The organism is Martinezella sp. CNPSo 3732 (genome assembly GCF_057784515.1).
In genome coordinates this window covers 309714-335716 of record NZ_JBXSOO010000004.1, presented here as the reverse complement: position 1 = coordinate 335716, position 26003 = coordinate 309714, and the positions used below count along the sequence as shown (strand labels likewise).

At 58.9% G+C, this 26003-nt stretch carries 26 protein-coding genes, 1 tRNA gene and 1 pseudogene; 7 read left to right on the top strand and 21 right to left on the bottom strand.

Annotated elements, in window-relative coordinates:
- Positions 1–40: 40 nt before the first annotated feature.
- The 6 genes and pseudogenes from AC13RM_RS12205 to AC13RM_RS12180 all read right to left on the bottom strand — a co-directional run bounded on the left by AC13RM_RS12205 (position 41) and on the right by AC13RM_RS12180 (position 6079).
- Positions 41–1234 (bottom strand): divergent polysaccharide deacetylase family protein, encoded by a 1194-nt coding sequence (locus AC13RM_RS12205; RefSeq protein WP_488555089.1) that lies wholly within the window; start codon positions 1232–1234, stop codon positions 41–43.
- A gap of 218 nt (positions 1235–1452) precedes the next feature.
- Complete coding sequence (locus AC13RM_RS12200; protein ID WP_113232777.1) at positions 1453–2781, bottom strand: S41 family peptidase; 1329 nt, start codon at positions 2779–2781, stop codon at positions 1453–1455.
- A complete protein-coding gene (locus AC13RM_RS12195; RefSeq protein WP_488555088.1) occupies positions 2771–4213 on the bottom strand; it encodes a murein hydrolase activator EnvC family protein in 1443 nt (480 codons plus the stop codon). Before AC13RM_RS12195 ends, AC13RM_RS12200 begins: the two co-directional genes overlap by 11 nt.
- Before the next feature lie 289 nt (positions 4214–4502).
- Positions 4503–4985: a 23S rRNA (pseudouridine(1915)-N(3))-methyltransferase RlmH gene (gene rlmH, locus AC13RM_RS12190; protein ID WP_113232775.1), complete on the bottom strand. Its 483-nt coding sequence runs from the start codon at positions 4983–4985 to the stop codon at positions 4503–4505.
- Between the two features lie 188 nt (positions 4986–5173).
- Positions 5174–5616, bottom strand: a pseudogene (gene rsfS, locus AC13RM_RS12185) (ribosome silencing factor).
- A 163-nt stretch (positions 5617–5779) separates the two neighbouring features.
- Positions 5780–6079, bottom strand: coding sequence for a DUF1330 domain-containing protein (locus AC13RM_RS12180; RefSeq protein ID WP_488555087.1), 300 nt, complete (start codon positions 6077–6079; stop codon positions 5780–5782).
- A 169-nt stretch (positions 6080–6248) separates the two neighbouring features.
- Here AC13RM_RS12180 and AC13RM_RS12175 point away from each other — a divergent pair, with 169 nt between their 5' ends.
- Positions 6249–6632: a winged helix-turn-helix domain-containing protein gene (locus AC13RM_RS12175; RefSeq protein WP_488555086.1), complete on the top strand. Its 384-nt coding sequence runs from the start codon at positions 6249–6251 to the stop codon at positions 6630–6632.
- Here the strand turns inward: AC13RM_RS12175 and modC are convergent, their stop codons facing one another.
- The 11 genes from modC to rplU all read right to left on the bottom strand — a co-directional run bounded on the left by modC (position 6633) and on the right by rplU (position 16250).
- Complete coding sequence (gene modC / locus AC13RM_RS12170; protein ID WP_488555085.1) at positions 6633–7706, bottom strand: molybdenum ABC transporter ATP-binding protein; 1074 nt, start codon at positions 7704–7706, stop codon at positions 6633–6635. It abuts the gene before it with no gap.
- Positions 7703–8404, bottom strand: a complete 702-nt coding sequence (gene modB / locus AC13RM_RS12165; RefSeq protein WP_488555084.1) for a molybdate ABC transporter permease subunit — start codon at positions 8402–8404, stop codon at positions 7703–7705. Before modB ends, modC begins: the two co-directional genes overlap by 4 nt.
- An 86-nt stretch (positions 8405–8490) precedes the next feature.
- A complete protein-coding gene (gene modA / locus AC13RM_RS12160) occupies positions 8491–9288 on the bottom strand; it encodes a molybdate ABC transporter substrate-binding protein (RefSeq protein ID WP_488555083.1) in 798 nt (265 codons plus the stop codon).
- 558 nt (positions 9289–9846) lie between these two features.
- Positions 9847–10428 (bottom strand): nicotinate-nucleotide adenylyltransferase, encoded by a 582-nt coding sequence (locus tag AC13RM_RS12155; RefSeq protein ID WP_488555138.1) that lies wholly within the window; start codon positions 10426–10428, stop codon positions 9847–9849.
- 37 nt (positions 10429–10465) lie between these two features.
- The gene (locus tag AC13RM_RS12150) at positions 10466–11749 is read right to left on the bottom strand and encodes a glutamate-5-semialdehyde dehydrogenase (protein WP_488555082.1); all 1284 of its coding nucleotides are present in this window, start codon (positions 11747–11749) and stop codon (positions 10466–10468) included.
- Positions 11742–12911 carry a glutamate 5-kinase gene (gene proB / locus AC13RM_RS12145; RefSeq protein WP_488555081.1) on the bottom strand — a complete coding sequence of 390 codons (1170 nt, stop codon included), beginning with the start codon at positions 12909–12911 and terminating at the stop codon, positions 11742–11744. Before proB ends, AC13RM_RS12150 begins: the two co-directional genes overlap by 8 nt.
- Complete coding sequence (gene obgE, locus AC13RM_RS12140; protein WP_488555080.1) at positions 12908–14014, bottom strand: GTPase ObgE; 1107 nt, start codon at positions 14012–14014, stop codon at positions 12908–12910. The genes proB and obgE overlap by 4 nt, the downstream gene beginning before the upstream one ends.
- Before the next feature lie 267 nt (positions 14015–14281).
- The gene (locus AC13RM_RS12135) at positions 14282–14869 is read right to left on the bottom strand and encodes a GNAT family N-acetyltransferase (RefSeq protein WP_488555079.1); all 588 of its coding nucleotides are present in this window, start codon (positions 14867–14869) and stop codon (positions 14282–14284) included.
- A complete protein-coding gene (locus tag AC13RM_RS12130; RefSeq protein WP_374823979.1) occupies positions 14866–15501 on the bottom strand; it encodes a GNAT family N-acetyltransferase in 636 nt (211 codons plus the stop codon). The genes AC13RM_RS12135 and AC13RM_RS12130 overlap by 4 nt, the downstream gene beginning before the upstream one ends.
- Before the next feature lie 129 nt (positions 15502–15630).
- Positions 15631–15900, bottom strand: a complete 270-nt coding sequence (rpmA, locus tag AC13RM_RS12125) for a 50S ribosomal protein L27 (protein ID WP_004127267.1) — start codon at positions 15898–15900, stop codon at positions 15631–15633.
- A gap of 32 nt (positions 15901–15932) precedes the next feature.
- Complete coding sequence (gene rplU / locus AC13RM_RS12120; protein ID WP_004127263.1) at positions 15933–16250, bottom strand: 50S ribosomal protein L21; 318 nt, start codon at positions 16248–16250, stop codon at positions 15933–15935.
- Positions 16251–16554: 304 nt separating this feature from the next.
- On the opposite strand from rplU, the gene AC13RM_RS12115 reads away from it, so the two are divergent.
- Positions 16555–16644 (top strand) — tRNA-Ser (locus AC13RM_RS12115).
- 60 nt (positions 16645–16704) lie between these two features.
- Here the strand turns inward: AC13RM_RS12115 and AC13RM_RS12110 are convergent.
- From AC13RM_RS12110 to AC13RM_RS12100, 3 genes are all read right to left on the bottom strand, one after another.
- A complete protein-coding gene (locus AC13RM_RS12110; protein ID WP_488555078.1) occupies positions 16705–17163 on the bottom strand; it encodes a cupin domain-containing protein in 459 nt (152 codons plus the stop codon).
- A gap of 1432 nt (positions 17164–18595) precedes the next feature.
- Positions 18596–18949 (bottom strand): hypothetical protein, encoded by a 354-nt coding sequence (locus AC13RM_RS12105; RefSeq protein ID WP_488555077.1) that lies wholly within the window; start codon positions 18947–18949, stop codon positions 18596–18598.
- A gap of 437 nt (positions 18950–19386) precedes the next feature.
- Positions 19387–20307, bottom strand: coding sequence for an alpha/beta fold hydrolase (locus tag AC13RM_RS12100; RefSeq protein WP_488555076.1), 921 nt, complete (start codon positions 20305–20307; stop codon positions 19387–19389).
- A 148-nt stretch (positions 20308–20455) separates the two neighbouring features.
- Between AC13RM_RS12100 and AC13RM_RS12095 the strand changes: the two genes are divergently transcribed.
- The 3 genes from AC13RM_RS12095 (at position 20456) to AC13RM_RS12085 (ending at position 23046) form a co-directional block, all read left to right on the top strand.
- On the top strand, positions 20456–20911 hold the full coding sequence (locus AC13RM_RS12095) for a winged helix-turn-helix transcriptional regulator (protein ID WP_488555075.1): 456 nt from the start codon (positions 20456–20458) through the stop codon (positions 20909–20911).
- A 95-nt stretch (positions 20912–21006) separates the two neighbouring features.
- Complete coding sequence (locus AC13RM_RS12090) at positions 21007–21669, top strand: flavin reductase family protein (protein ID WP_488555074.1); 663 nt, start codon at positions 21007–21009, stop codon at positions 21667–21669.
- A gap of 1074 nt (positions 21670–22743) precedes the next feature.
- Positions 22744–23046, top strand: coding sequence for an H-NS histone family protein (locus AC13RM_RS12085; RefSeq protein WP_374823903.1), 303 nt, complete (start codon positions 22744–22746; stop codon positions 23044–23046).
- 287 nt (positions 23047–23333) lie between these two features.
- Here AC13RM_RS12085 and AC13RM_RS12080 read toward each other — a convergent pair whose 3' ends face one another.
- The gene (locus AC13RM_RS12080; RefSeq protein ID WP_488555073.1) at positions 23334–24092 is read right to left on the bottom strand and encodes a GGDEF domain-containing protein; all 759 of its coding nucleotides are present in this window, start codon (positions 24090–24092) and stop codon (positions 23334–23336) included.
- Positions 24093–24966: 874 nt separating this feature from the next.
- On the opposite strand from AC13RM_RS12080, the gene AC13RM_RS12075 reads away from it, so the two are divergent.
- Both AC13RM_RS12075 and AC13RM_RS12070 read left to right on the top strand, forming a co-directional pair.
- On the top strand, positions 24967–25221 hold the full coding sequence (locus tag AC13RM_RS12075) for a DUF3391 domain-containing protein (protein ID WP_488555137.1): 255 nt from the start codon (positions 24967–24969) through the stop codon (positions 25219–25221).
- 21 nt (positions 25222–25242) lie between these two features.
- Positions 25243–25998 carry an HD-GYP domain-containing protein gene (locus AC13RM_RS12070; RefSeq protein WP_488555072.1) on the top strand — a complete coding sequence of 252 codons (756 nt, stop codon included), beginning with the start codon at positions 25243–25245 and terminating at the stop codon, positions 25996–25998.
- Positions 25999–26003: the final 5 nt, after the last annotated feature.

Here is a 26003-nt window from a genome sequence, read left to right as displayed (position 1 = left end):
TCTCTCTCCAGCGATCAGGCCCGGGAACAGGCCAAGGGGGTCAGGGATGTTTCGGGTCGTCGGCAAGCGCCGAGACGGCGACGATTTCAATGCCGCGCATGGCGGCCTCCTCGCTCCATTTGCCGATGGCATCGACACTCTCGTCGAAGGCGGAGGCCACCCCGATCGCGGAGCCGTTGCGGCGGGCAATGCGCTCCAGCTCGTCGAGTTTCCTGAGGATGGCGTCCTGCTGCAGTTCTCCGTCGAGCTGCACGTCGGCAAAAGCATGCGGCACTTCCAGCGTGTTGGCGAGCGTTCCGGATTTGGATTGTGCCGAAGAGCCGTCATCCAGGAACAGCAGGCCGCGCTTGCCGATGTCGCGCAGCACGGGTTCCATGGCGCCGGGATTGGCGAGGAAACGACCGCCGAGATAGTTCATGACACCGGTATAATTGGTGATCTTGCCCATCGCCTTGTGCAGGTTGTCGAGGTTCTTTGCCGCCGAAAGAGAGGTCAGCAGAGTATCGGGGCCGGGATTGTTGCTGGGATAGTCGAAGGGCTCGAACGGCACCTGGATGAGGATCTCGTGGCCGCCGCGCCTTGCTTCCTGCATCCAGCGCTGCAGGCTGTTGCCGCTGACGGCAAAGGCGAGCGTGATGTCCTCCGGCAGCTTTTCGATGGCGCGCTGCGTGCCGGTTTGGCTCAGCCCAAGGCCACTAACGACGATGGCAACACGGGTGCCCCGCGCGCCGGACCAGGGCCGCGCATATTGATCCATCGGCCGCAGGCCGCTTGGCCCGATAATCGGCAGTTTGCCAAAGGGCGAATCCTCCAGCAGGCTGTCATTCGGCGTTGCCGCCATGCGTGGGTCCTGGCCCACCTGATTGGCATTGATCAGGATCGGGCCGCTGCCATCACGGTTGTTTGGGCTGAACATGGTGACGACCGAACCATCGCCGGTCACCACGCGCGTGGTATTGGCGCCGGATTGCGGATCGACTTGAGTCAATCCGGCCTGACCGGCTTGTTCGGTGCTCCCCGGTTTGGCTTCGGCTGCAGGTGCCGGGTCTTCCTTCTTTGCCGTTTCGGCCGGCAGAGTTTTTTGTAGGGGATCGCGCATCAGCGCGGAATAGAGCGAAAAGCCTGCGATCGCGATCAGGCAGAAGCCGCCTAGAATGCGTCCAAAGGGGATGGAGCGCCGCTGGCGGCCGGGGCCGCGATTTTGTCCCAACGGTGCATGCAAGTCCGTTCCCAAGTTCCAATCCACCCCAAGCGGAAAACTCTATTGGCCTAGAGCGTATCGCTCAAGGCGAAGCGGAAAAATGCCCGCGGCACTCAAAGCGTTAAAACATGAACAAAACTGTTCAGAACGACGTCGGATTCAGAGGCTGATCGAGGAAGCGCGGAACGATATGCCTATCCCGCTCCCTTATCATGAAAGCGCCGGGTCTGTTTCCAGCCCGGCGCCAATCCTTACTTGGAGGAAACCGCCTTTTCGGGGTTCGGCGGGAAGGCCGGATCGGTCTTGGCGCCGCGCAGCAGGTCGAGCGCGTAGTTGAGCTGGATATCGTCCTTCGGGTCCGGCGGCACGTAGGCCGAAGAGCCGGAGCCCTTGTCGGTCTCGCTCTGGCCCTTTATGTGGCCCGGTAGGCTGGATTCGCCTTCCGCCGTCAGCTTGCCCTTCAGATCATCCGGCAGCGGCTGGTCGACTTTGATGTCAGGCGTGATGCCGGTACCCTGGATCGAGCGGCCCGACGGCGTGTAATAGAGCGCCGTCGTCAGGCGCAGAGCGCCGTTGCCGTCGCCCAGGGGAATGATCGTCTGGACAGAGCCCTTGCCGAAGGACTGCGTGCCGAGAACGGTGGCGCGGCGCAGATCCTGCAAGGCGCCTGCGACAATCTCCGAGGCGGAGGCCGAACCGCCGTTGGTGAGCACGATGATCGGCTTACCGTCGGTCAGATCGCCGGGAGTGGCGTTGAAGCGGCGGGTTTCGTCCGGATTGCGGCCGCGCGTGGAAACGATCTCGCCACGCTCGAGCACGTCGTCGGCAACGTTGATCGCCTGGTCGAGCAGGCCGCCCGGGTTGAGGCGCAGGTCGAGGACATAGCCCTTCAGCTTGTCGGCCGGAATGTCCTTCTTGATCTTAGCGATCGCGGCTTCAAGATCCGGCGTCGTCTTTTCCGTAAAGGAGATGATGCGGATATAGCCGACATCGCCGCCTTCCTCGCGCGACTTGACGGCGGCAACGGCGATAACGTCGCGAACAACGGTGAGCTCGATCGGCTTGTCGACGCCCTTACGCATCAGGGTGAGCTTGATCGGCGTCTTGACCGGGCCGCGCATCTTTTCGACGGCGTCTTCCAGCTTCAGCCCGCGGACGGACTGACCGTCGATGGCGGTGATATAGTCGCCGGCAAGGACGCCGGCCTTGGCAGCGGGCGTATCGTCGATCGGGGTGATGACCTTGACGAGGTCGTTGTCCATCGTCACTTCGATGCCGAGACCGCCGAATTCACCCTTGGTCTGGGTGCGCATGTCTTCCGCATCCTTGGCGTTCATGTAGCTCGAATGCGGGTCCAGCGAAGACAGCATGCCGTTGATGGCGGCTTCGACGAGCTTGTCTTCCTGGGGAGGGGTCACATACTGCGCGCGGACGCGCTCAAAGACGTCGCCGAAAATCGACAACTCCTTGTAGGTGGAAGTGCCAGCAGCTTCCGCCGGCGCTACCGCCGAGTAGATAACGCCCATCGCGGTCGCACCCATCAATGCGCCAACGAGAACAAGAGAAGCCCTACGTATCATTGCGTGCCTTTCCAGTGTCTTTGGAGGTCCACCAGGGCCGAGAATCGACTGGTTTTCCATCTTTTCGGAATTCAATGTAAAGCGTTGGCCGATCTGTTTCCAGCGCCAATGCGGTCGCGCTTGCGACTCTTTTCTGGCCCATTGTGGCAAGCGGTTCGCCAGCGAAGACGAATCTGCCAGGGCGCGTCTTGATCGCGTCCATGCCCGACAGCACCATGTGATAGCCGTCGCCCGTATCCAAGATGATCATCTGTCCGTAGCTGCGAAACGCGCCGGCATAGACGACCGTGCCGTCGGCGGGAGCCGTGACCAGTGCTTCAGGGCCGGTCGCGACGGTCAGTCCCATCGCTGTGTGGCCGGTGCCATCGTCGTCGCCGAACTGGCGGAGAATATCGCCCGCCACGGGCAGCTCCAACTTTTTCTTCAGGTCTGAAAAGGGATATGCGGGCGTAATGCGGTTTTTATCGGGCACACCATTCTCGGCAAGGGCCTTCGCCTGCTCGCGCTGCTGTTCGCTCATCTGCGCTCGGCGCGCCTCTTCCGCGCGGGCAGCAGCGGCGGCGTCGCGCACCGAGCCGATCTGGCTTTCCAGCGAGGCGACGAGACCTTCCAGGCTGGTTGCCTGGCCCGCCAGCTCTTCCGCGCGCTTGCGCTCCGCCTCGAGCTGGGCGGCATTCTCCTTGCTGTGCTTGTCGTTTTCGGCAATCAGCAGATCCATGCGCCGCTCCTCCTCCAGACTGTTGGTCATGGTGGCGGTGAAGCTCGCTTTTTCGGCGGCGGCATCGGCCTGCAACTTGCTGAGATCGGTCAGATCGGCGATGAGCTTGTCCGTCTCCTTACGCATTCCGGGCACGACGGCGCCGAGAAGAATGGCGCTGCGCACCGAGGCGAGCGCATCGTCCGGCGTTACCAGCAATGCCGGCGGGGGGTTGCGGCCCATGCGCTCGAGAGCGCCCAGCACTTCGGCGAGCAGGGCGCGACGATCATGCAGAGAAGCGCGGATCTTGCCTTCCTTGACGGCAAGGTTCGTTAGCGTCTTCTCGCTTTGCTGGATCTTGCGATCCAAATCCTTGCGGCGGGCGGCACTGTCGATCAGTGCCTGGCGCAGGCTGGCGGTGCTCTTGTCGAGCGAGGCGATGCTGTCTTCCAGCTCCTTCGTCTTGCTGGAGGAAAGACTGATCGTCTTGGAAAGTGCATCGAGCTGCGTGCGGGTTTCGTCGCGTTTGCGTGCAAGGTCTGCCGCCGGATCAGGCGCCTCCTGTGCGGACGGCGGGATCGAAGCCGTCCTCGAAGTACGATCATCGGGTGCCTGCGGCGCGATGGCATCGGCTTCCTGGGCGACGGCGACGTCCTCCCGAGAGAAAGGGCCTGCCATATAGACGCCCATGCCGAGCGTTGCCGCCAAAGCTGGCAGCACGATACGCGAAAGCATGGGCGGGGCTTTTCTCATCCAGTCGGTTCGGCCTGGTCCTTCGGATCACGCGAAAATAAGCTGATTTGCCGCGATCATCTAGGGCATTTCTGCTTTTCTTCGAATCGCGAAAACGCTCTATGTTCTTGTTTCTCTACGCATTCCGGACGGAAAACCGCTGCGCACTTTTCCTGGAAATGCTCCAGGAAGCATCGTCATTTTCAGGGCGGGAATCAAAACACGCCTGTGTGAGCGTTTCGTTAACGCAAAAACGGCGAAAGCCAAACTGTTTTCAAAACAGGTGGAGCAATCACACCCGGTGGTAGGGGTGCCCGGAGAGGATGGTCACGGCGCGGTAGAGCTGTTCGGCAATCAGGATGCGCACGAGCTGGTGCGGCCAGGTCAGCTTGCCCAGGCAAATGGTCATGTCGGCCTTGTCGTAGAGGGCAGGGTCGAGGCCATCGGCGCCGCCGATCGCGATCGTCAGGTCGCGCTTGCCCTGATCGCGGTATGCTCCGAGCATGGCGGCGAAGGCCTCGCTGTCGAGCGCCTTGCCGCGTTCGTCGAGAAGGATGAGGACACCGCCTTCGGGATGCGCCTTCTGCAGCAGGCCCGCCTCTTCGCGCTTGCGGGTCTCGCTATTGGAGGCGCGGCTTTCGCCAACCTCGGTCATGCGTGCCATTTCCAGGCCGATGGCCGGCCCGGCCTTGGCGAAACGGTCGAGATAACGAGCCGCAAGATCCTTTTCAGGGCCGGCTTTCAGCCGTCCCACCGCAAAAAGACCTATCCGCATTCCCGCTCCCACGCATATCCGCCGTCATGGCGGCACAAAACCAAACTCTTACCGGAGGCTTCATCTCCGGCGATCAAAAAGCTGCGCAGTAAACCTGCACACAGAGGAGCCGGGAAGGCGCCTTTGGATTATTCCGCATTTTGGACGGAAAACCGCCTGCGCGCTTTCCCGAAAATGCGGTCGCTCCGCTAGTGCAGCGTGCCTTCGTCGAGATCGGGTGCTGCCCACATCTTTTCGATGTTGTAGAACTCACGGATCTCGGGTCTGAAGACATGAACGATGATGTCGCCGGTGTCGATCAACACCCAGTCGCCGCCATCGAGACCCTCGACGCGGGCATTGCCGAAGCCCTCGTCCTTGAGATCGGTCATGAGATGGTCGGCAATCGCCAGGACATGGCGGTTCGATCGGCCGGAGACGACGACCATGTAGTCTCCAAGCGCAGACTTGCCAGCAATGTCGATGGTGACGATATTTTCGGCCTTGGAATCCTCGAGGCTTGCGAGGACGGCTTGCAGGGCGCGGGCAGCGGCATCGGCGCCACGTTCCGAGCTCTTCGGGATAACGACAGGCGTTCTTCCCTTGGCGTGTACTGTTGTCAGTGCTCTTCCTTCCTTGAGTAACAGAACATGCACGTGAGTGATCTGAGTCGATCACGTTATAAAGATAGGCATCAAAGCATTAAGGTTTCAAGACGGAGACGCTCAACTTCGGGCGTTCAAGACAAGGATTTGTGCCTGAATAGCGCTCTTTTGCACCAGATATGGGTGAATATCCGTCGCGATGGCCAAAAATCAGCTCTTCGGGTTTACTCCGTCGACGAGGATGAGGTTGCGGCTGAGCGCCTCATCGCGAATGTCGAGCGCATGTGCATATTCGGGCGAGCGATACCAGGCTCTTGCCTGCTCGATATCGGGAAATTCCACGATCACGACCGCCTGCGGCAACCAATCACCCTCCAACTGCTCGATCGGGCCGCCGCGAGCGAGATAACGGCCGCCATATTGGGCTATGGAAGCGGCTGCGCGGGTCCGGTAGGTCTGGAAAGCCCCGGCATCGCTCACCGTGACATCGGAGATGATATAGGCTGGCATCGTTTTTCCCATCCATGCGATGATCAAGAGATCGCGCCACTCCTGTTTGGAGTGCGCTGTTGTATTGGAAATCAGATAGGCCGCTACCGTCTTCCGTCCATTCTCCCCGGCATGTACAGGCGCGCGAAAGCCGCCTATAAACCATTGAGACCAAACCGTTACAGGTGCCATGACCGACACTCCGCAGCCATCGTTGAAGCCCATCCTCCGCATCAGTTTTTCGGGGCAGGATCGGCTCGGGCGCGGCAAGATGGAGCTTCTCGAACATATTCAGGAGACCGGCTCGATCTCGGCCGCCGGCCGCGCCATGGACATGTCCTACCGCCGGGCATGGCTGCTCATAAGCGAATTGAACCATATGTTCCGCGAGCCTGTGGTGGAGTCGCAGCGCGGTGGGCAGAAGGGTGGCGGCGCGGCCCTGACGCCGTTCGGTGAGGAGTTGCTGCAGCGTTTCCGTGGCATGGAAACGACGCTGCGGGCGGCAATCGCCGATGACCTGAACTGGCTCGAAGCCAATCGCAACCCCGCTAAGGCTTCCCAGGAAAAATCCTGATCAATGTTCGAGCGCCACGGTCTTGATGACCGCATGGATCGGCAGGCCGATGCGTAATCCCAGCCGCTCGGCGGAGAATTGCGTGATGCGTGCAAGCACCGCGTCGCCGCCGCAATCGATCCTGATCTCTGCCGTTCCGTCCGCGGCCGCACCGATCCCCAGCACTTCGCCGTCGAGGATATTGAGGGCGCTGAGACCCTCCGGCCGCGTCGTCGCCACCATGACGTCACGGGCGGGAATATGGACACGCACCGTTTTGCCGATCGCGGCTGCCTTTCCCGGTACGATCAGTCTTGCCGCCTTCAGGGCGACGACCGTGAGATGATTGTTATCGTCGATCGCCTCGACGCGGCCTTCCAGCAGCACGCCGGCTTCGCGGCGATCCGCCGCCAGCGGGCCGGAGAGCTGGCTGAAGATATCGACGGCGGCGCCGATCGTCTCGACCTTGCCGTCGCGCATGACGACGACGCGGTTTGCGAGCCGCGCCACCTCGGCGATGGAGTGGCTGACATAGATGATCGGGATCTTCGTCTCGTCGCGCAGGCGTTCGAGATAGGGCAGGATTTCCGCCTTGCGGGCTTCATCGAGCGCCGCAAGCGGCTCGTCCATCAGCAGGAGCCGCGGCGAAGAGAGCAGGGCGCGGCCGATCGCGACGCGCTGTTTCTCGCCGCCGGAGAGTTTTGCCGGCCGGCGATCGAGCAGGGCGGCGATACCAAGCAGATCGACGACGCCATCAAAACTCTCGTTGCGCTCGCTCCTGGGTGCGAACCAGCGGCCGTAATTGAGGTTCTGCCGCACGGATAGATGCGGGAACAGGCGTGCCTCCTGAAAGACATAGCCGAAGCGGCGGCGGTGACGCGGCACGAAGATCTGCCTGTGGGTGTCGGCAAGCACGGTATCATCGAGGCTGACGCGGCCGTGATCGGGTCGGGTCAGGCCGGCAATGATGCGGACGATCGACGTCTTGCCGGAGCCGGAGCGGCCGAAGAGGGCCGTCACGCCGCCATCGGAGGTGAAGGAGGCCTCCAGCGAAAAGGCGCCGAGGCGGTGGCGGATATCGACCGAGAGCGTCATTCGAAATCCACCCTGCGGCCGGCAAGATAGGCGAGGAATTCCGAGGCGAGCAGCGCCGCCATGGAAATGACGATGGCGACGATCGTGAGCCGCATGGCGCCGGCATCGCCGCCTGGAACCTGGGTGAAGGTATAGATGGCAGACGATAGCGTCTGGGTCTCGCCGGGAATGTTGGAGACGAAGGTGATGGTGGCGCCAAACTCGCCCATGGCCTTGGCGAAGGAGAGGATCATGCCGGCGATGATGCCGGGCAGGATCAGCGGCAGCGTCACGGTCACAAAGGTCCAGATGGGGCTGGCGCCCAATGTGCCGGCGGCTTCCTCCAATTTGCGGTCGACTGCCTCGACCGACAGGCGAATGCTTCGGACCATCAGCGGAAAGCCCATGACGCCGCAGGCAAGCGCGGCGCCCGTCCAGCGGAAGGAGAAGACGAGGCCGAGATATTGCTCGAATAATGCACCGATCGGTCCCTTGCGGCCGAAGAGGATGAGGAGGATGAAGCCGGTGACGACAGGGGGCAGGATCAGCGGCAGGTGAATGAAGCCATTGAGGATCGATTTGCACCAGAAACGCCCGCGGGCAAGCAGAAGTGCCGCGCCGATGCCGAAGGGCAGGCTCACCAGCATGGCGACGATGGAAACGCGCAGGCTCAGCTCTATGGCTGTCCATTCGTCGCTGCTCAAACCCAACGCGTCCAAATTCCGCCCCTTTAAACATCTCAGGCTCGCCACGGCCGGCGAGCCTGAGGATTGAACCTTCCTTGCCCAATCAACGGCAATGACGCTCACTGCTTCAGGATGGTGAAGCCCTCATGCTCGAAGAAGGGAACAGCCTTAGCCGATTTCAGATAGTCAAAATAGGCTTGTACGTCCGGGTTCTTGCTGCTGCTGGTGATGGCGATCGGATAGACGATCGGCGGGTGGCTGTCGGCGGGGAAGGTGCCGACGACGGCAACGCCCGGATCGGCCGAGACGTCGGTCTGATAGACGATGCCATAGGGCGCTTCGCCGCGCGAAACTAGAGCGAGGGCAGCACGCACGCTTTCAGCGCCGGCAACCTTCTTTTCGACGGAAGCCCAGATGCCGAGCTTTTCCAGTGCCGTCTTGCCATATTTGCCCGCCGGAACCGATTCCGGCTGGCCGATCGCCAGGCGGCCGTCGCCGAGCAGGTTAGCCAGATCGAAGCCCTGCTTGATCTCGATCGGCTTCGCCTTGTCCTTGGCGGCGACGAGAACGAGCTTGTTACCCAGCAGGTTGACGCGGCTGTCGTCCTTGATCAGCTTCTTGCCGGCGACATAATCCATCCAGTTGGTGTCGGCGGAGATGAAAACATCGGCCGGCGCGCCGTTTTCAAGCTGTTTTGCAAGCGGTCCGCTCGCCGCGTAGGAGACGGTGACTTCTTTGCCGGTTTCCTTGGTGAAGGCGGCGTCGGCATTGTCGAGCGCGTTCTTCATGCTGGCGGCAGCAAAGACCACGATCTTATCCGCGGCGAAGGCCGGCGTCGGAATGATTGAAAGGCCGAGCCATGCGGCTGATGCTGCGGCGGTTGCAAGCTTGATCCATTGGCGTCGGCTGGTGGTCATGTTAATTCTCCCCAAGGATGTCGACATATTTTGAGAGATATAACGGCACGTGAGGCTTGGCTAGGGGATGTATTTGCAAAAATACATCGCGATATGATCGCGTAAGCCTACGAATTCTATGGATTTTCCGTGGCGCAGCGCATATGAACGGTTTGGGGCATTACAAAAATGCATGACTGAATTTGCCCAGCGGATTGGCGAACGCTCACGAAGCAAGACGTAACGTTACGATCCGTGCGATCTCGCGCCATTCTTTCGCCGAATTAAGTCCCACACTGAAAATCAGACAGGGAGAAATCCGCAAAAGAAGCGTTTTTTGGGCAGAAAATTTCCGCAGTCATGCGTCATATGCATTGCTGCATTGCGCAATCGCCCATTTATCATTCGGTAAAATCTGGTAAAACATAATCATCGAAACGGCGATCTCCTCCTCCCAATGCCGTTCGATATGGATCAGCAACTCTCCTCCTCCCAGTTGCTGATCAGGTTCAAAAGCCCGACGCACCTCCTCCCGCGTCGGGCTTTTTATTTTCCAGGCTTCCCGAAAAATTGGCGGAATTATTGTGCGGCTCGCAAGGCGGTCGAGCTGAGCGTTGAGCGTGGTCCGTGGATGAAGGTCCAGGCCGGCGCCCGCTTCTTCCAGAGCACGCGGGCATCATCCTCATCGACGCGGGCGTAGTGGAAGGTCTTTGCCATCTTGGCCGAGAGATAGGAGAGCGTCGATCCCGGCCGGTCGATGACGGCAATCGGGAAAGTGCGAGCGATCTCTTCCCATTTCTGCCAGCGATGGAACGTGTTCAGGCTGTCGGCGCCCATGATCCAGATGAAGTGGACATGGCGGTTGCGCGCCTTCACATGCGCCAGCGTATTGGCCGTATAGCTCATGCCCAGCGTCTGTTCGAATGCTGTCACCTTGATGCGCGGATTGTGGAGGATTTGCTCGCTGAGCGCGATGCGCTCGGCAAGCGGCGCCAGATGATTGCGGCTCTTCAGCGGGTTGCCTGGCGTTACCATCCACCAGAGCTGATCAAGGCCCAGCCGGCGGATGGCGATCTCGGCGACGAGTGCATGGCCTTCATGCGGCGGGTTGAACGAGCCGCCGAAAAGACCGACCACCATGTCGCGCTCGGCATGGGGCATGCGCAGATAGCGTTGATCGATCTCTTCTTTCAGCACGTCAGGGCCGTATCTGTCCGGTGCCGCGAACGCGATATTTGAAGGAAGTGAGCTGCTCGACGCCGACAGGCCCGCGCGCATGCATCTTGCCAGTGGCGATGCCGATTTCCGCGCCCATGCCGAATTCGCCGCCATCGGCAAATTGCGTCGACGCATTGTGCAGCAGGATCGCCGAATCGATCTCGGTGAAGAAGCGTTCGACAACGGCCGGATCCTCGGCGATCACCGCCTCGGTATGGTTCGACGAATATCTGTCTATATGGGTGATTGCGCCGGAAATACCGTCAACCAGCGCCACCGAGATGATTGCGGCCAGATATTCGGTCGTCCAGTCTTCTTCGGTCGCCGCCTTCAGACCGGGTGCAAGCTTCAGCACGTCAGCCGAAGCACGGATTTCGCAGCCTGCCACGGCAAGGCCGTCGAGCAGCGGCTTCAGGTGGGTGGAAGCGACCTTCTTGTCGACCAGCAGCGTTTCGGCGGCACCGCAGATGCCCGTGCGGCGCATCTTCGCGTTGACGACGATGGATTTCGCCATCTCCAGATCGGCCGAAGCATCGACATAGATGTGGCAGAGGCCTTCGAGATGGGCAAACACCGGCACGCGCGCCTCGGTCTGGACGCGTCCCACGAGGCTCTTGCCGCCGCGCGGCACGATAACGTCGATATTGCCTTCGAGGCCGCGCAGCATGGCGCCAACGGCGGCGCGATCGCTGACAGGTACGAGCTGGATTGCGTGTTCCGGCAGGCCTGCCGCCTTCAGTCCCTCGACCAGGCACTCATGGATTGCCTGCGAGGAGCGGCGCGAATCACTGCCGCAACGCAGGATCACGGCATTGCCGGCCTTCAGGCACAGTGCGCCGGCATCGGCCGTCACGTTCGGCCGGCTTTCGAAGATGACGCCGATGACGCCGAGCGGCGTGCGGACGCGCTCGATCTTCAGGCCGTTCGGGCGGTCCCAGGCGGCAATGACTTCGCCGACGGGATCGGCGAGGGCCGCGATGGCGCGAATGCCTTCGGCCATCTCGGCGACGCGCTTGTCGTTCAGCGTCAGGCGATCGACGAAGGAGGCGAGCATATCGGTGCCTTCGACGTCCTTCAGGTCTTTGGCGTTTTCAGCGAGGATGTGATCCTTGCGGGCCAGAATGGCGTCCGCCATGGCATTCAACGCCTTGTTCTTGCTCTCAGTCGAAGCAAAGGCCAACGGTCGCGACGCAGCCCGGGCCTTGCGACCGATATCGTTCATCAGCGCGTCGATGTCGGGGCTTTGGGCGACAGTATCAAGCATGAGCTTCGTCCTTCTTCGATTTCTCGGCCTTTGTCTTGACGGATGACGTCATGACGAGGTCGTCGCGATGCACCATGGCGGCGCGGCCGGCATAGCCAAGGATTGCCTCGATCTCAGCCGACTTGCGGCCGGTGATCTGGCGCGCCTCTTCGGCATCGTAGCCAACGAGGCCGCGGGCGATCTCGCGGCCAGACGGGCCGATGACGGCGACGGTGTCACCGCGGCCGAAATGGCCGACGACTTTGCGCACGCCGGCGGGCAGCAGGCTCTTGCCGGCGCCGAGTGCGGTGACTGCGCCATCGTCGACATGCAATTCGCCGGCCGGCTGTAGCTGCCCGGCAATCCAGGTCTTGCGGGCGGTGACGGGCGTGCCTGACGGCGCAAACCAGGAGGAGCGGGCGCCGCTTTCGATCGCGTTCAGCGGCCGGTCGGTCTTGCCCGATGCGATAATCATGGCGCAGCCCGCGCCGGTCGCGATCTTGCCGGCATCGATCTTCGTGCGCATGCCGCCGCGCGAGAGTTCCGAGGCGGCACCGCCGGCCATAGCTTCAATCTCATGCGTGATTTCGCCGATCGTATCGAGGAATTTCGCCTGTGGGTCCAGATGCGGCGGCGCTGTATAGAGCCCGTCGATATCAGACAGCAGCACCAAAAGGTCGGCGCCGGTCATGGTGGCGACGCGGGCGGCGAGGCGGTCATTGTCGCCATAGCGGATTTCGCTGGTCGCGACCGTATCGTTCTCATTGATGATCGGCACGGCGCCGATCTTCAGGAGCTGGTTGATGGTGGCGCGGGCGTTCAGATAACGGCGGCGCTCCTCGGTATCGCCGAGCGTCAGCAGGATCTGGCCGGCGACGATATTGTCATGCGACAGGCTTTCCGACCAGGCACGGGCAAGTGAGATCTGGCCGACGGCCGCCGCCGCCTGGCTTTCTTCCAGCTTCAGCGCGCCGGAGGGCAGGTCGAGCACGGAGCGGCCAAGCGCGATTGCGCCCGAGGAAACCACAAGGATATCGATGCCCTTGGCCTTCAATGCGGCGATATCGGCGCACATGCCGTCGAGCCAGGATTTCTTCAAGCCGGTCTTGCGATCGACCAGGAGAGCGGAGCCGATCTTGATGACGATGCGGCGGTAGCGGTCGAGCGGCTTGCGGGCAGTCATCCCTGATGATCCCCGTCTTCATTAAGACGTTCGTCAGCGGCCTCATCGTCGGCGGCCTGCATGTCGCGGTGCCGCACTTTCGGCGACTTTGCCGGCTTGTCCGCTTCGCCGGCATTGGCTTCGACAATGACGTCGCGCAGCGCGCGCAGCACTTCCGTCATGCCGCGGCCGGTGACGGCGGAAATCTGGAAGGGCGTCTTGCCACAGGCCCGCGCCAATTCGCGCGTCTTCTTCTTCAGCGTTTCTTCGTCCACCACGTCGATTTGCGAGAGAGCGACGATTTCAGGCTTGTCGGGGATACTGTTGCCGTAGGCTTCGAGCTCGTGCTTCACGGTCTTGTAGGCCTTGCCGACCTTTTCCTCCTGGGCGGAAACCAGATGCAGCAGCACGCGGGTGCGCTCGACATGGCCGAGGAAACGGTCGCCGATGCCCACACCTTCATGAGCGCCCTCGATCAGGCCGGGAATGTCGGCGAGAATGAACTCCTGGCCATCAATGGTGGCAACACCAAGATTGGGATGCAGCGTCGTGAAGGGATAGTTGGCGATCTTCGGCCGTGCACGGCTGACGGCGGCGAGAAAAGTCGATTTTCCTGCATTCGGCAGACCGACAAGACCGGCATCGGCGATCAGCTTCAGCCGCAGCCAGATGGTCTTTTCTTCGCCCGGCAGGCCGGGATTGGCCCAATCCGGCGCCTGGTTGACCGAGGATTTGAAATAGGCGTTGCCGAAACCGCCATTGCCGCCGGCGGCAAGGCGGAAACGCTGGCCTTCCTGCGTGATGTCGCAGATCAGGGTCTCGCCATCCTCTTCGAAGATCTGCGTGCCGACAGGCACCTTCAGCGTCACATCTTCGCCCTTGGCGCCGGCGCGGTTCTTGCCCATGCCGTGCGTGCCGATCGTGGCTTTGAAATGCTGCTGGTAGCGGAAGTCGATCAACGTATTCAGGCCGTTGACGGCCTCGACCCAGACATCGCCGCCACGGCCGCCGTCGCCGCCATCGGGGCCGCCGAATTCGATGAACTTCTCGCGGCGGAAGGAGACGCTGCCCGCGCCGCCATCGCCTGAGCGAATATAGACTTTTGCTTCATCGAGAAATTTCATCTTACGTCCGTCACTCGGTGTCGCGCATATCCCTTCGGATCGAATGGGATTCACAAAAGCCTATGCGCTCTTTTCAATATGTGCCGCTCGCTCTGCATCCAAAAGACGCATCGGGCGGCCGTTTGCCCGTCATGTCGCCTTCGATATAGGCGCTTCGGGCTGAGGTCAAAGAATATCGTGCTGCTCCAGTGCCATAAAGGGGCGGAACTGCATGATTGGTATGACGGTCATCGCCGGTTTGGCCGGCGATGACCGATTTTCAGGGCCTTAGGCCGCATGCGAGAGCCGCAGCGCGCCCGGTTTCAGCACGGTTTCGATATGCGGAACCATGGTGTTGCGGGCAAAGCTGTAGATCTCCGAGCAACCTGTGATCTCGAAGCCGAGCTTCTGCTGCAGCTTCAAGGATGCCGGATTGTCGGCGAAGACGCCGGAATGAACGGCGACTTCGGGCATGCGGCGGGCAAAACGTTCGAGCGAAGCCTTGACCGCTTCGGTCATGATGCCTTGCCGCCAGTAGAAGCGGTTCAGCCAGTAACCGAGGTGCCAGCGGTCGTGGCGAAGCTCGATGCCGACGCAGCCGATGTGGGCATCATCCCGCTCGGTGATGGCGAGCTCCCAATCGACACCGAGGCCAGAGGTGTGCTCGACCAGCCAGTCGAGCGCATCCTGCCTGTCATACGGCGCGGGAACGCGGGCCAGCATGCGGGTGACGGCGAAATCCGAAAGCGATTCCGCAATCATATCGGCATCGCTGAGCCGGTGCGGACGCAGCGTCAGTCGGCCGGTCTGGATGACCGGCGTTGGCCCAGGCATCAGAATCCTGGCGTCACGGCGGGTGAGGGCGAGAGCGTTCATCTCATGCCTCCCCAGCTGCGCAGCGAGATCCAGGTCTTGCGGTCGAGCCTGTACCATTCGACCGGCACGGTGCTGCCGAGCGCCAGCGACGCGGCAAGGCCGGATCCCTGGAACTGGAAGCCGCACTTCTGGACGACACGCCTCGATGCAACGTTCGTTACCCGGCAACGGGCATCGATCTGCGCGACGTTCTCACGCGTGCGGAAGACCATGTCGATAAGGGCATGGGCCGCTTCCGTGGTGTAGCCCCGGTTCCAATAGGGTTCGCCCAGCCAGTAGCCGATCTCGACCGTGTTTGGATCGCCCGTGGGCTCTACCCCGCAGCAACCGAGAAAGGCGCCGTTGTCGGCTTTGGTAATGGCATAGACGCACTTGCCAATCTCGCCAAGCTTCGTGCGTCGCACGAAATCGGCGGCATCGGCGGTCGTATACGGGTGCGGCATACGCGATACCATTGTGGCGACATTGGCGTTGTTGGCGAGATGGGCAAGGGCGTCGATGTCTTCTTCGTGGGGCGCGCGCAGAACGAGCCTTTCCGACAGTAAGACGGGGCAATCGGTCCTTAACCTATCCGGCCTCAGCCGTTCTTCGGGAGACCTTGATTGGTCTTCCCTTAACAATTCGCCTTGCATGGTTCAGTCCTCCTTGATTGAGGGTAAAGAAAAAGGGGAGATGGCGCCCCATCTCCCCTTTTTTCTTGACTGAACCTTGTAGCGTCAGCCGGGTCGATGAGACGCCGGCTGTTTTAGAGCGCTACCGGCTTATTCCGCTGCTTCCGCTTTCGGCATTACAGACACGTACACGCGGCCATTGGCCTTCGTACGGTAGTTCACGTTGCCCGCCGTAAGCGCAAAAATCGTGTGATCCTTGCCGAGGCCAACGTTGGAACCCGGATGCCACTGCGTGCCGCGCTGACGCACGATAATGTTGCCTGCGATGACGGCTTCGCCGCCGAACTTCTTCACGCCAAGGCGCTTGGATTCGGAATCGCGACCGTTGCGCGAGGAACCGCCAGCTTTTTTGTGTGCCATTGGAGTTCTCCTTTAAACCTTGATCCCGTTACTTACTTGGCAGCCACGATGTCCGTGATGCGGACAACAGTGTGATGCTGGCGATGGCCGCGCGAACGCTTCGAGTTCTGACGACGGCGTTTCTTGAAGGCGATGACCTTCTTGCCGCGGTTGTGCTCGACCACTTCGGCCTTGACGGAAGCGCCCTTGACGAAGGGAGCACCAATCGCAGCGTCGGCGCCTTCGCCGATAACGAGGACTTCGGTGAATTCTACGGTGCCGCCGGCGGTGACTTCGAGCTTCTCGATGGTCAGCACGTCGTTGGCTGCCACACGGTACTGCTTACCGCCGGTCTTGATGACTGCGAACATTTTTTATCCTTTCATGTTCGTTCCGGCTCTCTCGCCTTGAGGGTGAGCGGCCGTCTTTTTATCAGTCGAAACTTAGCAGGGATTTCAAAGGCTTGAGCCTTCAAAAAGTTCTGCCGGTGAAACCCTGCGCGAAGCAGGGCTGGCAAGGCGCGGACTTATCCACACCTATTGCGTCGCACGGGATATATAAGCGCCCCTGATCTGTCAAGGCAAAAGGATGAAAAGCTTTCATATTCGCCCTTGCTATCCTCTTCGTCTCTCGCTATGTAGCCCTCCGCGCAGAACAGCGCCGACCAGCATAACCGGAGAGGTGGCAGAGTGGTCGAATGCACCGCACTCGAAATGCGGCATACCTGCAAGGGTATCGTGGGTTCAAATCCCACCCTCTCCGCCATTTTGGCTATCGGTCACTTTCAAGCGAACTGAACAGGCAGCCGCAATAGCCCGAAACGCCTCAACTCCCCGGAAACCGATAAACCACGTCGGCAAACGATCCCGTCGGAAACACATAGAAAAATTTCAAATTGGCTGACGATTCGTTGCGGATGCCGTGCTCGGCGTTGCCGGGGATGAAAACGGTTGTGCCTGATTTGACCGTTGTTTCCTGGCCGTCGATCCGGACGATGCCGGTTCCTTCGAAGATGAAGTAGATTTCCGATGCGTCGTGGCGATGCAGCTTGAGTTCGCCGCCGGGGGCTAGTTCGGCTATGCCGGCGCTCATGCTGTCGGTGGGGGTAATGTCGCTGCTGAGCAGTGTGTGCCAGGAGATGGAGCCGTGGACGGGATCGTTCCATCCGTCGCGCGGGCGTTCGTCGGCTGTGGTGATAACGGCTTGCGATCGCTTTGTCATTTTGCCTCGGTACGGTGGGTCGGCAATCACGCGGAACGGTGTCACAACGATACCGAATGTCAATCGGCCTGCTGCCAAGTTCCGTATCGGCCGGCTTGTGGTTGGGCGAGATCCGCCATGATGAAAGAGGCTGTGCCGATACGGCATTGCCGGCTGCCGGAGCGGATGGCCCTCCGCTCTTTAGTTTCAACTTTTGAGATCGTGCCGCCCAGCTCCGCCGCAGGAAGTTCGCAATCAGGCTCGAGGTGATTTCTGGGGAACTTCAAAGCAATAAGGGCCGACGCTTAGGAGGCGCTCGATGGGCGCCGGCGGGAAGAGGGCGGAAAGAGCGGCAGGAAATGCTCCGCATGCAGCCTCCTGTCTGCCTCGCCTCAAATGGGGAGCGCCGGCGTGCTACTGATGATGCGCTCGGCGGCGAGATCGGATATTTCGAATTGATGGGCGCCGATCATAGCCTTTGACTCGGCCGAGCGCGCCAAGGCACTCGGAAGCAACGGTATCGCGATCCGTCAAAATCTCTTTATCTAAATGGGTCTATCAGACGGTGAGACAACGAGTAACGCCCGTAGTAATATGTAAACTATGTTTCTGCCTCGCGAGTCGTAATGTGAGATATACTTGCCTTTATGCTGAGGCTATTCTCCTATTCACAAAGCGACGACAGGGTGATACTTTCACTCTGCGCAGGTTACTAACTCCAGTTCGGCCCCGACTCACGCAACAGTGCTACGTAGCCGCCCTGCCTGGCCCCACCGGCAGGGCATTCGTTTCAGACCACTATAGCCTTGATAGGCGATACAGTTTGATACTTTCCCACCAAGCTTAGCCCGACTTAAGATCGGGCTTTTTTTGCGAAAGCGGCGGTTCAGAGGACCCGGCCGATACCCTCGTTTGGTCCGCCTTCGGCCGGGCCCTTTGCACTGGGGAACTGCAGCATAGGTGTAGATCCGGGATACCTCGACGTTTGTGATTCGAGGAATTCAAATCTCATATCCGCGATTTACATCCGGTCTGTTTGTCTAAATGATAACACAACCAAGCCACCCTGAGCACGATTCCAAATTCTGTTGTCTTCTCTTTAAAAGAGAGATTTTAGGGCGCTTCAAACGAAACTTTGGTGGCGAGGCGCCAGTTTCGCGCAATTATCCTGCACGCCGAATTCTTTAATGGGCATTAAAGCGCCGCATCTCACTCTCATGCGGCTGCGAAATTCAAAGGCATGGATATGCGGGTGAGACGGCGCGTCAGAGCCAAAAGGGACCGGCAATCAGAAATATACAGGCAAGCATCAGAGCAAAAATTGCCAAGGCACTTTTCCATTCCGGTTCAATGTGATGAAGATCCTCGTCCATCGCGTCTGTCATCCCTTCGTGGCCCCGACCAGATAATTCTTGAATCCACGCGAATGTCTAGAGCGAGATTTCGCCATATAGCTGCATCCCTGTATCTTTTTCTTCTTCGCTAAAGGGCATTGGATATGAGGTTGGCGACTACGCTACTGGATACTGTGCTCCTTTACGGGCAGGAATGACACCGCCTTGTCTGCAAGCTTTTCAAGCTTTTCCCATTCCGGCAGGTCCTGCTCGGTCAACCGCTCCTGGATCGCCGCCATCATCCACCCTGCCGCAGCAAAATCATTCGCATCCTTGAGGGTAGCGAACTCTCTAAGGCATGCCTCTACGGCCGGTCGAGCTCTGGGCTCGTCCCTATACTCCGTGGCTATCAGTTGCTTCGCATCCAGAAAACCTTGGGCGATCCGGTGCCGGTGTTCCTCATTGTCGAGGATCACATTGAACGTGAACAGTAACGTCTCAAGCAGATATTGGGCTTCATCGTCAGGGCTATACATTCATGTCTCCCGTCAGTTTGCTCCCTCGTAAGAAATAGCTCCCTACGGGCTAATCAGGTATCCCCGAAATTGAGGGGCGAGTCGGCGATGCGGCGCAGATGCTTCGATGGCGGATGATGTCGCTGCGGAGCAGCGTGTACGAGGAGATGGAGCCGTTGACGGGATCGTTCATCCGTCGCGCGGGCGGTCCTCGGCTGTCGTGACAACGGCTTGCGATCGTGGTCATTTTGCCTTAAACGCCGGATGAATAACCACGCGGAACGGCGTCACAAGCGCCGAGAGTGCCAATTGGATAGGTACCTTGTTGACGTCTGTGGTTGCCCTTTGTGTCCTGTCTGGGCGCGCCATGGGCAAGAAAGAGGCAAGATCGGACGGGACGCAAGCGGGAAGGTTTCCCGCTCTCTTGTTTTGGGCGCGATTGCCTTGACCTGATGGCCTCATGTCCGTTGCAAGAAATCCGCGATCAGACCTGAGATCGTCTCCGGCGCATCTTCGAAGCAATAATGACCGACGCCTGGAAGGTGCTTGATTGGCGCCGACGGGAAGAGTGCGGTAAAGAGCGGCAGGAAATGCTCGGCATGCAGCGTCCGGTCCGCCTCGCCCCAGATAGCGAGCGCTGGTTTGCTGCGGATGATGCGCTCGGCGGCCGGATCAGGTATCTCGAATTGGTGGGCGCCGGTCGCAAAGCCCATGGCCCAGCCGAGCGCGCCAAGGCATTCGGCCGCGGTGGCAAAAGGCGTGCCATAGGCTTCGAGCCAGGTGTCGTCGATGATGGCGTTGTTTTCGAAGCCGTTGAGCTTGAGCGTGCTGAGAATGTTGTAGCTGAGATTGTTGAGCACCGGTTCGAGCGTGCCGTCGGCTTCGGCCTTGAGGATCCACTGAAACCATGGAGATACGGCGGCGTTCGCCACCGCCCGATCGACAGCATCCGGTTGGCCAAAGGATGTCGGGCCGTTTGCCGAGATGATGCAGCGGATGCGCTCGGGATGGCGGGCGGCAAAGCCCATGCCGACCGGTCCGCCGAAATCATGCATGACAAGGGTAATGTCGGTGAGGCCGAGTGCGAGCACGAAGGTCTCCAGATTGGCGATGTGATCCTGTAGCCAATAGCTGCGGCCAGTGGGTGTTTCGCTCTTGCCGAAGCCCATGTGGTCGGGGACGACGACGCGGTGCGTGCGGTTAAGTGTCGAGATGAGGTGGCGAAACAGATAGCCCCAGGTCGGCTCGCCATGGAGGCAGAGGATGATCTCGCCGTCACGAGGTCCTTCGTCGACATAATGCATCCGGAAGCCGGGTGCCTCGGTGAAATGTGGTGCGAAGGGGAATGTGCCGGCGAATGTTTCATTGGCAGAAATCACAGTTGTCCTCCTAATGTGGTTTTAATTTGAAACCATGCTTTCAGTATCTCTTGCGGTTTTAGTTTGCAACCAATATATTGAGCTCAGGATACAGGCGCTTGATCGCGGTCTTGACGGCAGAGATGAAAACAGGCGAAGGCAGGGCAGCATGGCCAAGAGAGTGAGCCACAAGGATTCAATGTGTGGGGTAGCGCGGCCACTGGATGCGATCGGTGACTGGTGGTCGCTGCTGATCATCCGCGATGCCTTCGATGGGCTGCGCCGGTTCGGCGAATTTCAAAAGAGCCTCGGGCTTGCCAAGAACATTCTCTCGGCCCGGCTGCGCAATCTCGTCGCTCACGGCATCATGGATACCGTGCCGGCTTCGGATGGCAGCCCTTATCAGGAATATGTGCTCACGCAAAAAGGGCAGGGCTTGTTTCCGCTGCTGGTCGCGCTTCGCCAATGGGGCGAAGATTTCTTTTTCGATCCCAATGAGCCGCATGTGACACTGGTCGACAGAGCTACAAAGCTGCCGGTGCGGCGGCTGGAACTGCGGGCGCAGGATGGGCGGATGCTTATGGCGGAGGATACGGTGATCATAGTGCCGCCGCCTGAGGAATGAGGCAGGCGCGCCCATCGTCGAGCGACAGTTCGGCCGCGACCGAACTATTTCGAGCTCCATGACGGCTACACTGGAACTCTCAAAGGAGAGTTGCAATGTTGACGAACACAGCCGAATTCAACGCAGCCGAGAGCGATCGCGAGCATATCGAAATCAAGCCCAGCGTGCTTTATATCGGCACTCCCGTCGTGCTGATTACGAGCCTCAACCCTGACGGCACGACGAATATTTCGCCGATGTCCTCGGTTTGGACCCTGTATGACCGTGTCGTTCTGGGCCTCACATCGACTAGCAAGGGTCACGAAAATCTCCTGCGCGAGCCCCAGCTGGTGCTGAATTTCCCGTCGCCGGAGCTGTGGCCGAAGGTCGAGGCGATCGCCCCGACCACGGGCCGCGATCCTGTTCCCGCGCACAAGGAAAAGATTGGCTATCGTTTCGAAGCCGATAAATTCGATGCGGCTGGCTTCACGCCGCAGGCAGCCGACCTCGTGCGGCCTCTGCGCATCGCCGAATGTCCGATCCAGTTCGAGGCGGAGGTGGTGGCTGCGCATCCTCCTGGCGCGGAATGGCCCCCCGAGCGTGCCGAAGCCTTCTCCATCATCGAAGCGAAGGTTCTTCGCGTCCACGCGCACAAGGATATTGTCATCGCCGGAACCCGTCATATTGATACCAGCAGGTGGAGCCCGCTATTTTACGTGTTTCGACATTATTTCGGCACCGGGCCGGATCTCGGCCGCACTTTCAAGGCCGAGAGATGATGCATGCAATCGCAGCGACGCTCAACTGAGACATTACAGGCCGCACATGAAGTTGTGGGCGATCAAGTGAGTTAATTTATGGCCGTTCGGTCCGCGCTTCCTAGAGTAGCGTGAACTCAATTCAACTCCGTCAATCTCATGCATGCGATATCTGAAATCAGCCAGCCTTTGCATGTGGTTGGCCAACCCTTCTGAACGGCCCACCACAACCCCGCGGACGTAGTTTTGTTTTAAGCGCCGAAGACGCTGACCGGCGACGGCCTCAATCCATCGGCGAACGGCCGACATCAAGGAAGATCGATGCCTTGCATAGGTATGGAGCGGTCTAGTTCTCGTCAAAAAATGCTTTTTGACTCTCAGTTTATTGTTGAAAGAGCGACTGCTGCGAACGCGGTTAATCCGCCGAAAATCAGCAGGAGCTTCATCATGATGAGTCGCGCAAGCTGTCGCTTTTCTGTTTCCGTCACGCTCTTCTCACTTCAAAAAATAACTGCATAAAAACCTACTTCGCCGCAATTGGTATAACGGTGTCGTTTAGTGTGCAAGAAATAGCACTAAAGACACGCCTTTGCCATAGGTGCATCGCTCGGGATGATGTCGGGGAGTGTTTACTCGTCATGCGCAGGTTTGCACTTCATAAGAAGTCGATACTCTTACATGCGAAAATCAATAACTGAACCATGGTTGCGTTTGGGCCTCGGGGTCATTGCGCCCCTGTCGGAAATGCTCTTTCGAACCGCGCTCTGCTGGGCTCTTTAGGACCAAAGCCGATCCACCAGGGAGCGCCTGGTTGCCTCGCTGGCCGAAGTTGGACAATCGCGGCGGCCTAGTTCCTCCACATAGCGGTCCGCTGATATCTGCGCGGATTCCCAACGCTTCTTAAGTGTCTCAAGCGTGGTATCTTGGATTTGAATAACTTTAACCAATAACATTGCCAACAAGACTCTACATTTAGCGCAAATCGTCTTATAGGAAATGGCACTCGTGAAGCGCTCAGATGCGCTTTAATTGCATTACGCTGCTTGAGGCAATCGACGCCAAAAGTGGAAACACATTAACGAATGAATGGTTTAGATGAAAATTGATTTTTCCAAGGCGACGCTAAAAGAATTGAATGAAATCATTGCTGATGCAGTCGCAGCTCGAAACAAGATCATCTCGACACGCAGGTCGCAGCTTCTCGCCGAGCTGAACGAGCTTGATAAGTTGTCCAAAGCAGGCTTAGGGAAGGCCCCAAGAGAAGTGCCTAGTTCAAAGGCTATCTATAAAGACGACAAAGGAAACTCATGGCGCGGCAGAGGTCGAATGCCTCAGTGGCTCAAAGATAAAATTGATAGCGGTGCAAATTTAGAAGATTTTGAGGTGCACGCGGACTAGGACGATTAGACTTGGTTGAATCTTCCTTGCATGGAAAAAAGTATCCATCATCTGATGGCGGTCGCGGATATCGAAGCACGCCAAATTTTCACAGCCAGCTATTCACGCGGTAATTTGTCGGCAACGATCCTAAGCTCTTCGGCTGTCATACCTGTCAGCGTCGGCATTTCCCAATCGAAAAATCGGCTATCTTGAATCGCGTGATTAATTAGCTGTCGAGTGGCGTACAGCTCTCGTAGTGACCTGCCACGGGTAATTTCCCCAAGATTAGATTAGAGTCGCCAGCCTCATGCGGCCGGCAGCACGCTGATCGGAATGTCTTCTTCTTCGTCGCCGTGCTGAAATGCCATTTGGTCGGCGATCTGGCGGAGTTGATTGAAGTCGGCCGGGCCGTTGAAGGAGATGCCACCGAGGCGGATGGCGACGGAAAGCGGCGCGTCGTCGGCGCTGAAGGTGGCCTCGGAGAGGCGCGTGCGGACGCGGGTACCGATGTCGCGGGCGTCCTCGATCGTGGCGCCAGGCAGGAATATACCGAGTTCGTTGGTCGCAAGCCGCGCCACGAGATCGTCACGACGAACCGAGGACTGGACGATCAAGGCAAGCGATTGCATCACGGTGTCGGCCCATTGCGGCCCGTAGCGGCGACCGATTTCGTCGAGCGTGTCGACGATGACGGCGATGACAATGCCGCCGGCATCGGTGGCGGCATGTTTGCGCCGATCGATAAAATGCTCGACGGCTGCGGCAAACGCGGTTCCGTTCAGCGTGTTTGTGACGCTGTCGTGGCGCGCCGCCTGGGTGACGTTTTCCTGCATCTTGCGGATGGCGCTGTTGTTGAGCTGCAAGGAAAAAAGCAGCGGAAAGGCCACAAAAGCGGAAGTAAGCGCTACACCGACAAATCCGACCAAAAATGGCCGATCCGGAATCAGCAGGTTTAGTAGAAGTAAAAGACCAACGGAGCCGACCACGGCGCACAGCGCGCCGAGCGTGGCCCCCCGCAAGGCTTTGAAAATGGTGGTAGAGGGATGTCGCTGTTGTAGAATCATATCGGAGTTATCCCCCTCCTATAATGCAGTGTCAGCTAAACAGAGGCTCGAAAAAACCGGCTTAAGAAATTCTGTAAAATTTGTTGCTTTGCACAGTTGTTTTCACGAATTAACTGTCGTCGAACACGGATCCGGAACCGCTGTTTGCGCTTAGGCGCCGGGTGTTCATTTGCGCCGCGACTTCACCCAGTTTTAAATTCGTCATGACCCCGGCCCGATATAGATATCGCCGTTTCATTAATGAGTTCCTCGTGACTGAATGGATCAGCCTCAAATGAAAATGCGGACTAAAGGGTCGTGAAACTCGACAGCCGTGAACTTTTTGTAAGGAGTAACGCCCTTGTCGGCGTATCTGCTGTCATGTCGTCGAGCAGCTCGTTGAATGCGGTACGAGGGTCTGTATTTAGAGCCGCGTCCCTTGAAGGGCAATGATGACTTTTGTGACACCTGAGTCGTCGGTTCTGCTCCCATCAGGAGCAAGCCATCATTCCCTGTAAAATGGCGACATGGCGGCGTAGATCTAGGGACGCCCGTACGAGTAACAGCGCGGGTCCGGCCAGGAGCGTCAGACAGGCTCAAGCTCAAGGGCAGATTTGGAAAGTGGTGTCTCCGTGATAACAATCTAAAGTTGGCGCCTGGAATCGATCATATCCCCTGCCGAGCCGGGGGCTTTGTTTTCCCCGATGATCCTCGCCAGAATATAGAAGCCATGCTGCCACATCTGCCGATGTGGACTTAAAAACAGCAACGACCACGTTTTCCATATTCGAGCGGGCTCCAACGATAGCTGCGAAGGCTCTATCCATTTTGCGCACATAAAACTGTCAGTCCGAGAATCCTAAGGCCGGTGTTAACTTTCTTGAACGTTCATGTGATGCCACGGTCACGGCTTCTATTCGTATGCGTGACCGTCCGTTGGGATCAGAGAGCGGCTATTTGCATTGAAAAAAGGATCCGTTTACATCAGCTCCGAGTGGGCATGTTCATCGAAGAGCTGGAGATCAGCGCCAATCGGGCGGCTACGGTCATTGGCAGTTTCCTCGTCTCTTCGCAAGCCGACCTTGACAAGGTAGCGCAAAGCCACGCCCTGAGCGCCGTCATCGACTCGACGCGAGGAACTGACATCTAGGCAGATGTGCTGCCGGAGGACATGATAGGCAGCGTTGCATTCGATGGCTATATCAAGTCTGAATTCACACCTGAGCAGATCGGGCAGGCTCGCAAAGCGATCGCGGAAACGCAGCCATACATCCGGACTGTCCTGAGTCAGGCGCGACTGCATCGGGTTTTTCGAGTTGACGCCGCCAACCAGGTGGTTGAACAGGTTATGTCAGAGGCATTGACCAATGCAGGGGCGCTGGTCGGTTTGGCCAGGCTCAAAGACAAGGATGAGAGCACATTCCTTCACTCGTTAGCGGTCAGCGCGTTGATGATTGCATTTGCGCGTAGTCTCGGGTTGGAGGAACAGGTGGTCAGACTTCTAGGGCTGGGCGGCCTGGTGCATGATATCGGTAAAATGGTCTTGCCCATCGAACTACTGCAAAAGCCCGGCTCTCTCACGGATGACCAACTTGCAATCATCCGGACACATCCCGAGCGGGGTCATGAGATGATTTCTCAAAATTCGGGACTTCCGAAAGCGATCCTAGACATTTGCCTTTTTCATCATGAAAAGTTCGACGGTTCTGGCTATCCGCAAAAGCTTGCAGGTAGCGCTATTCCATGCGTTGCACGCATTGCGGCAATTTGTGATGTGTATGAAGCTCTCACGACCATACGCCCCTACAAGCGCGCATGGACGCAATCCGAAGCGATCGACACCATGCTGCGTTCAAGAGGTCATTTCGACCCTGAGCTCTTGAAGGTCTTCATATCAAATATGATCATCGGCGACGTCATTCGATAGTCGCG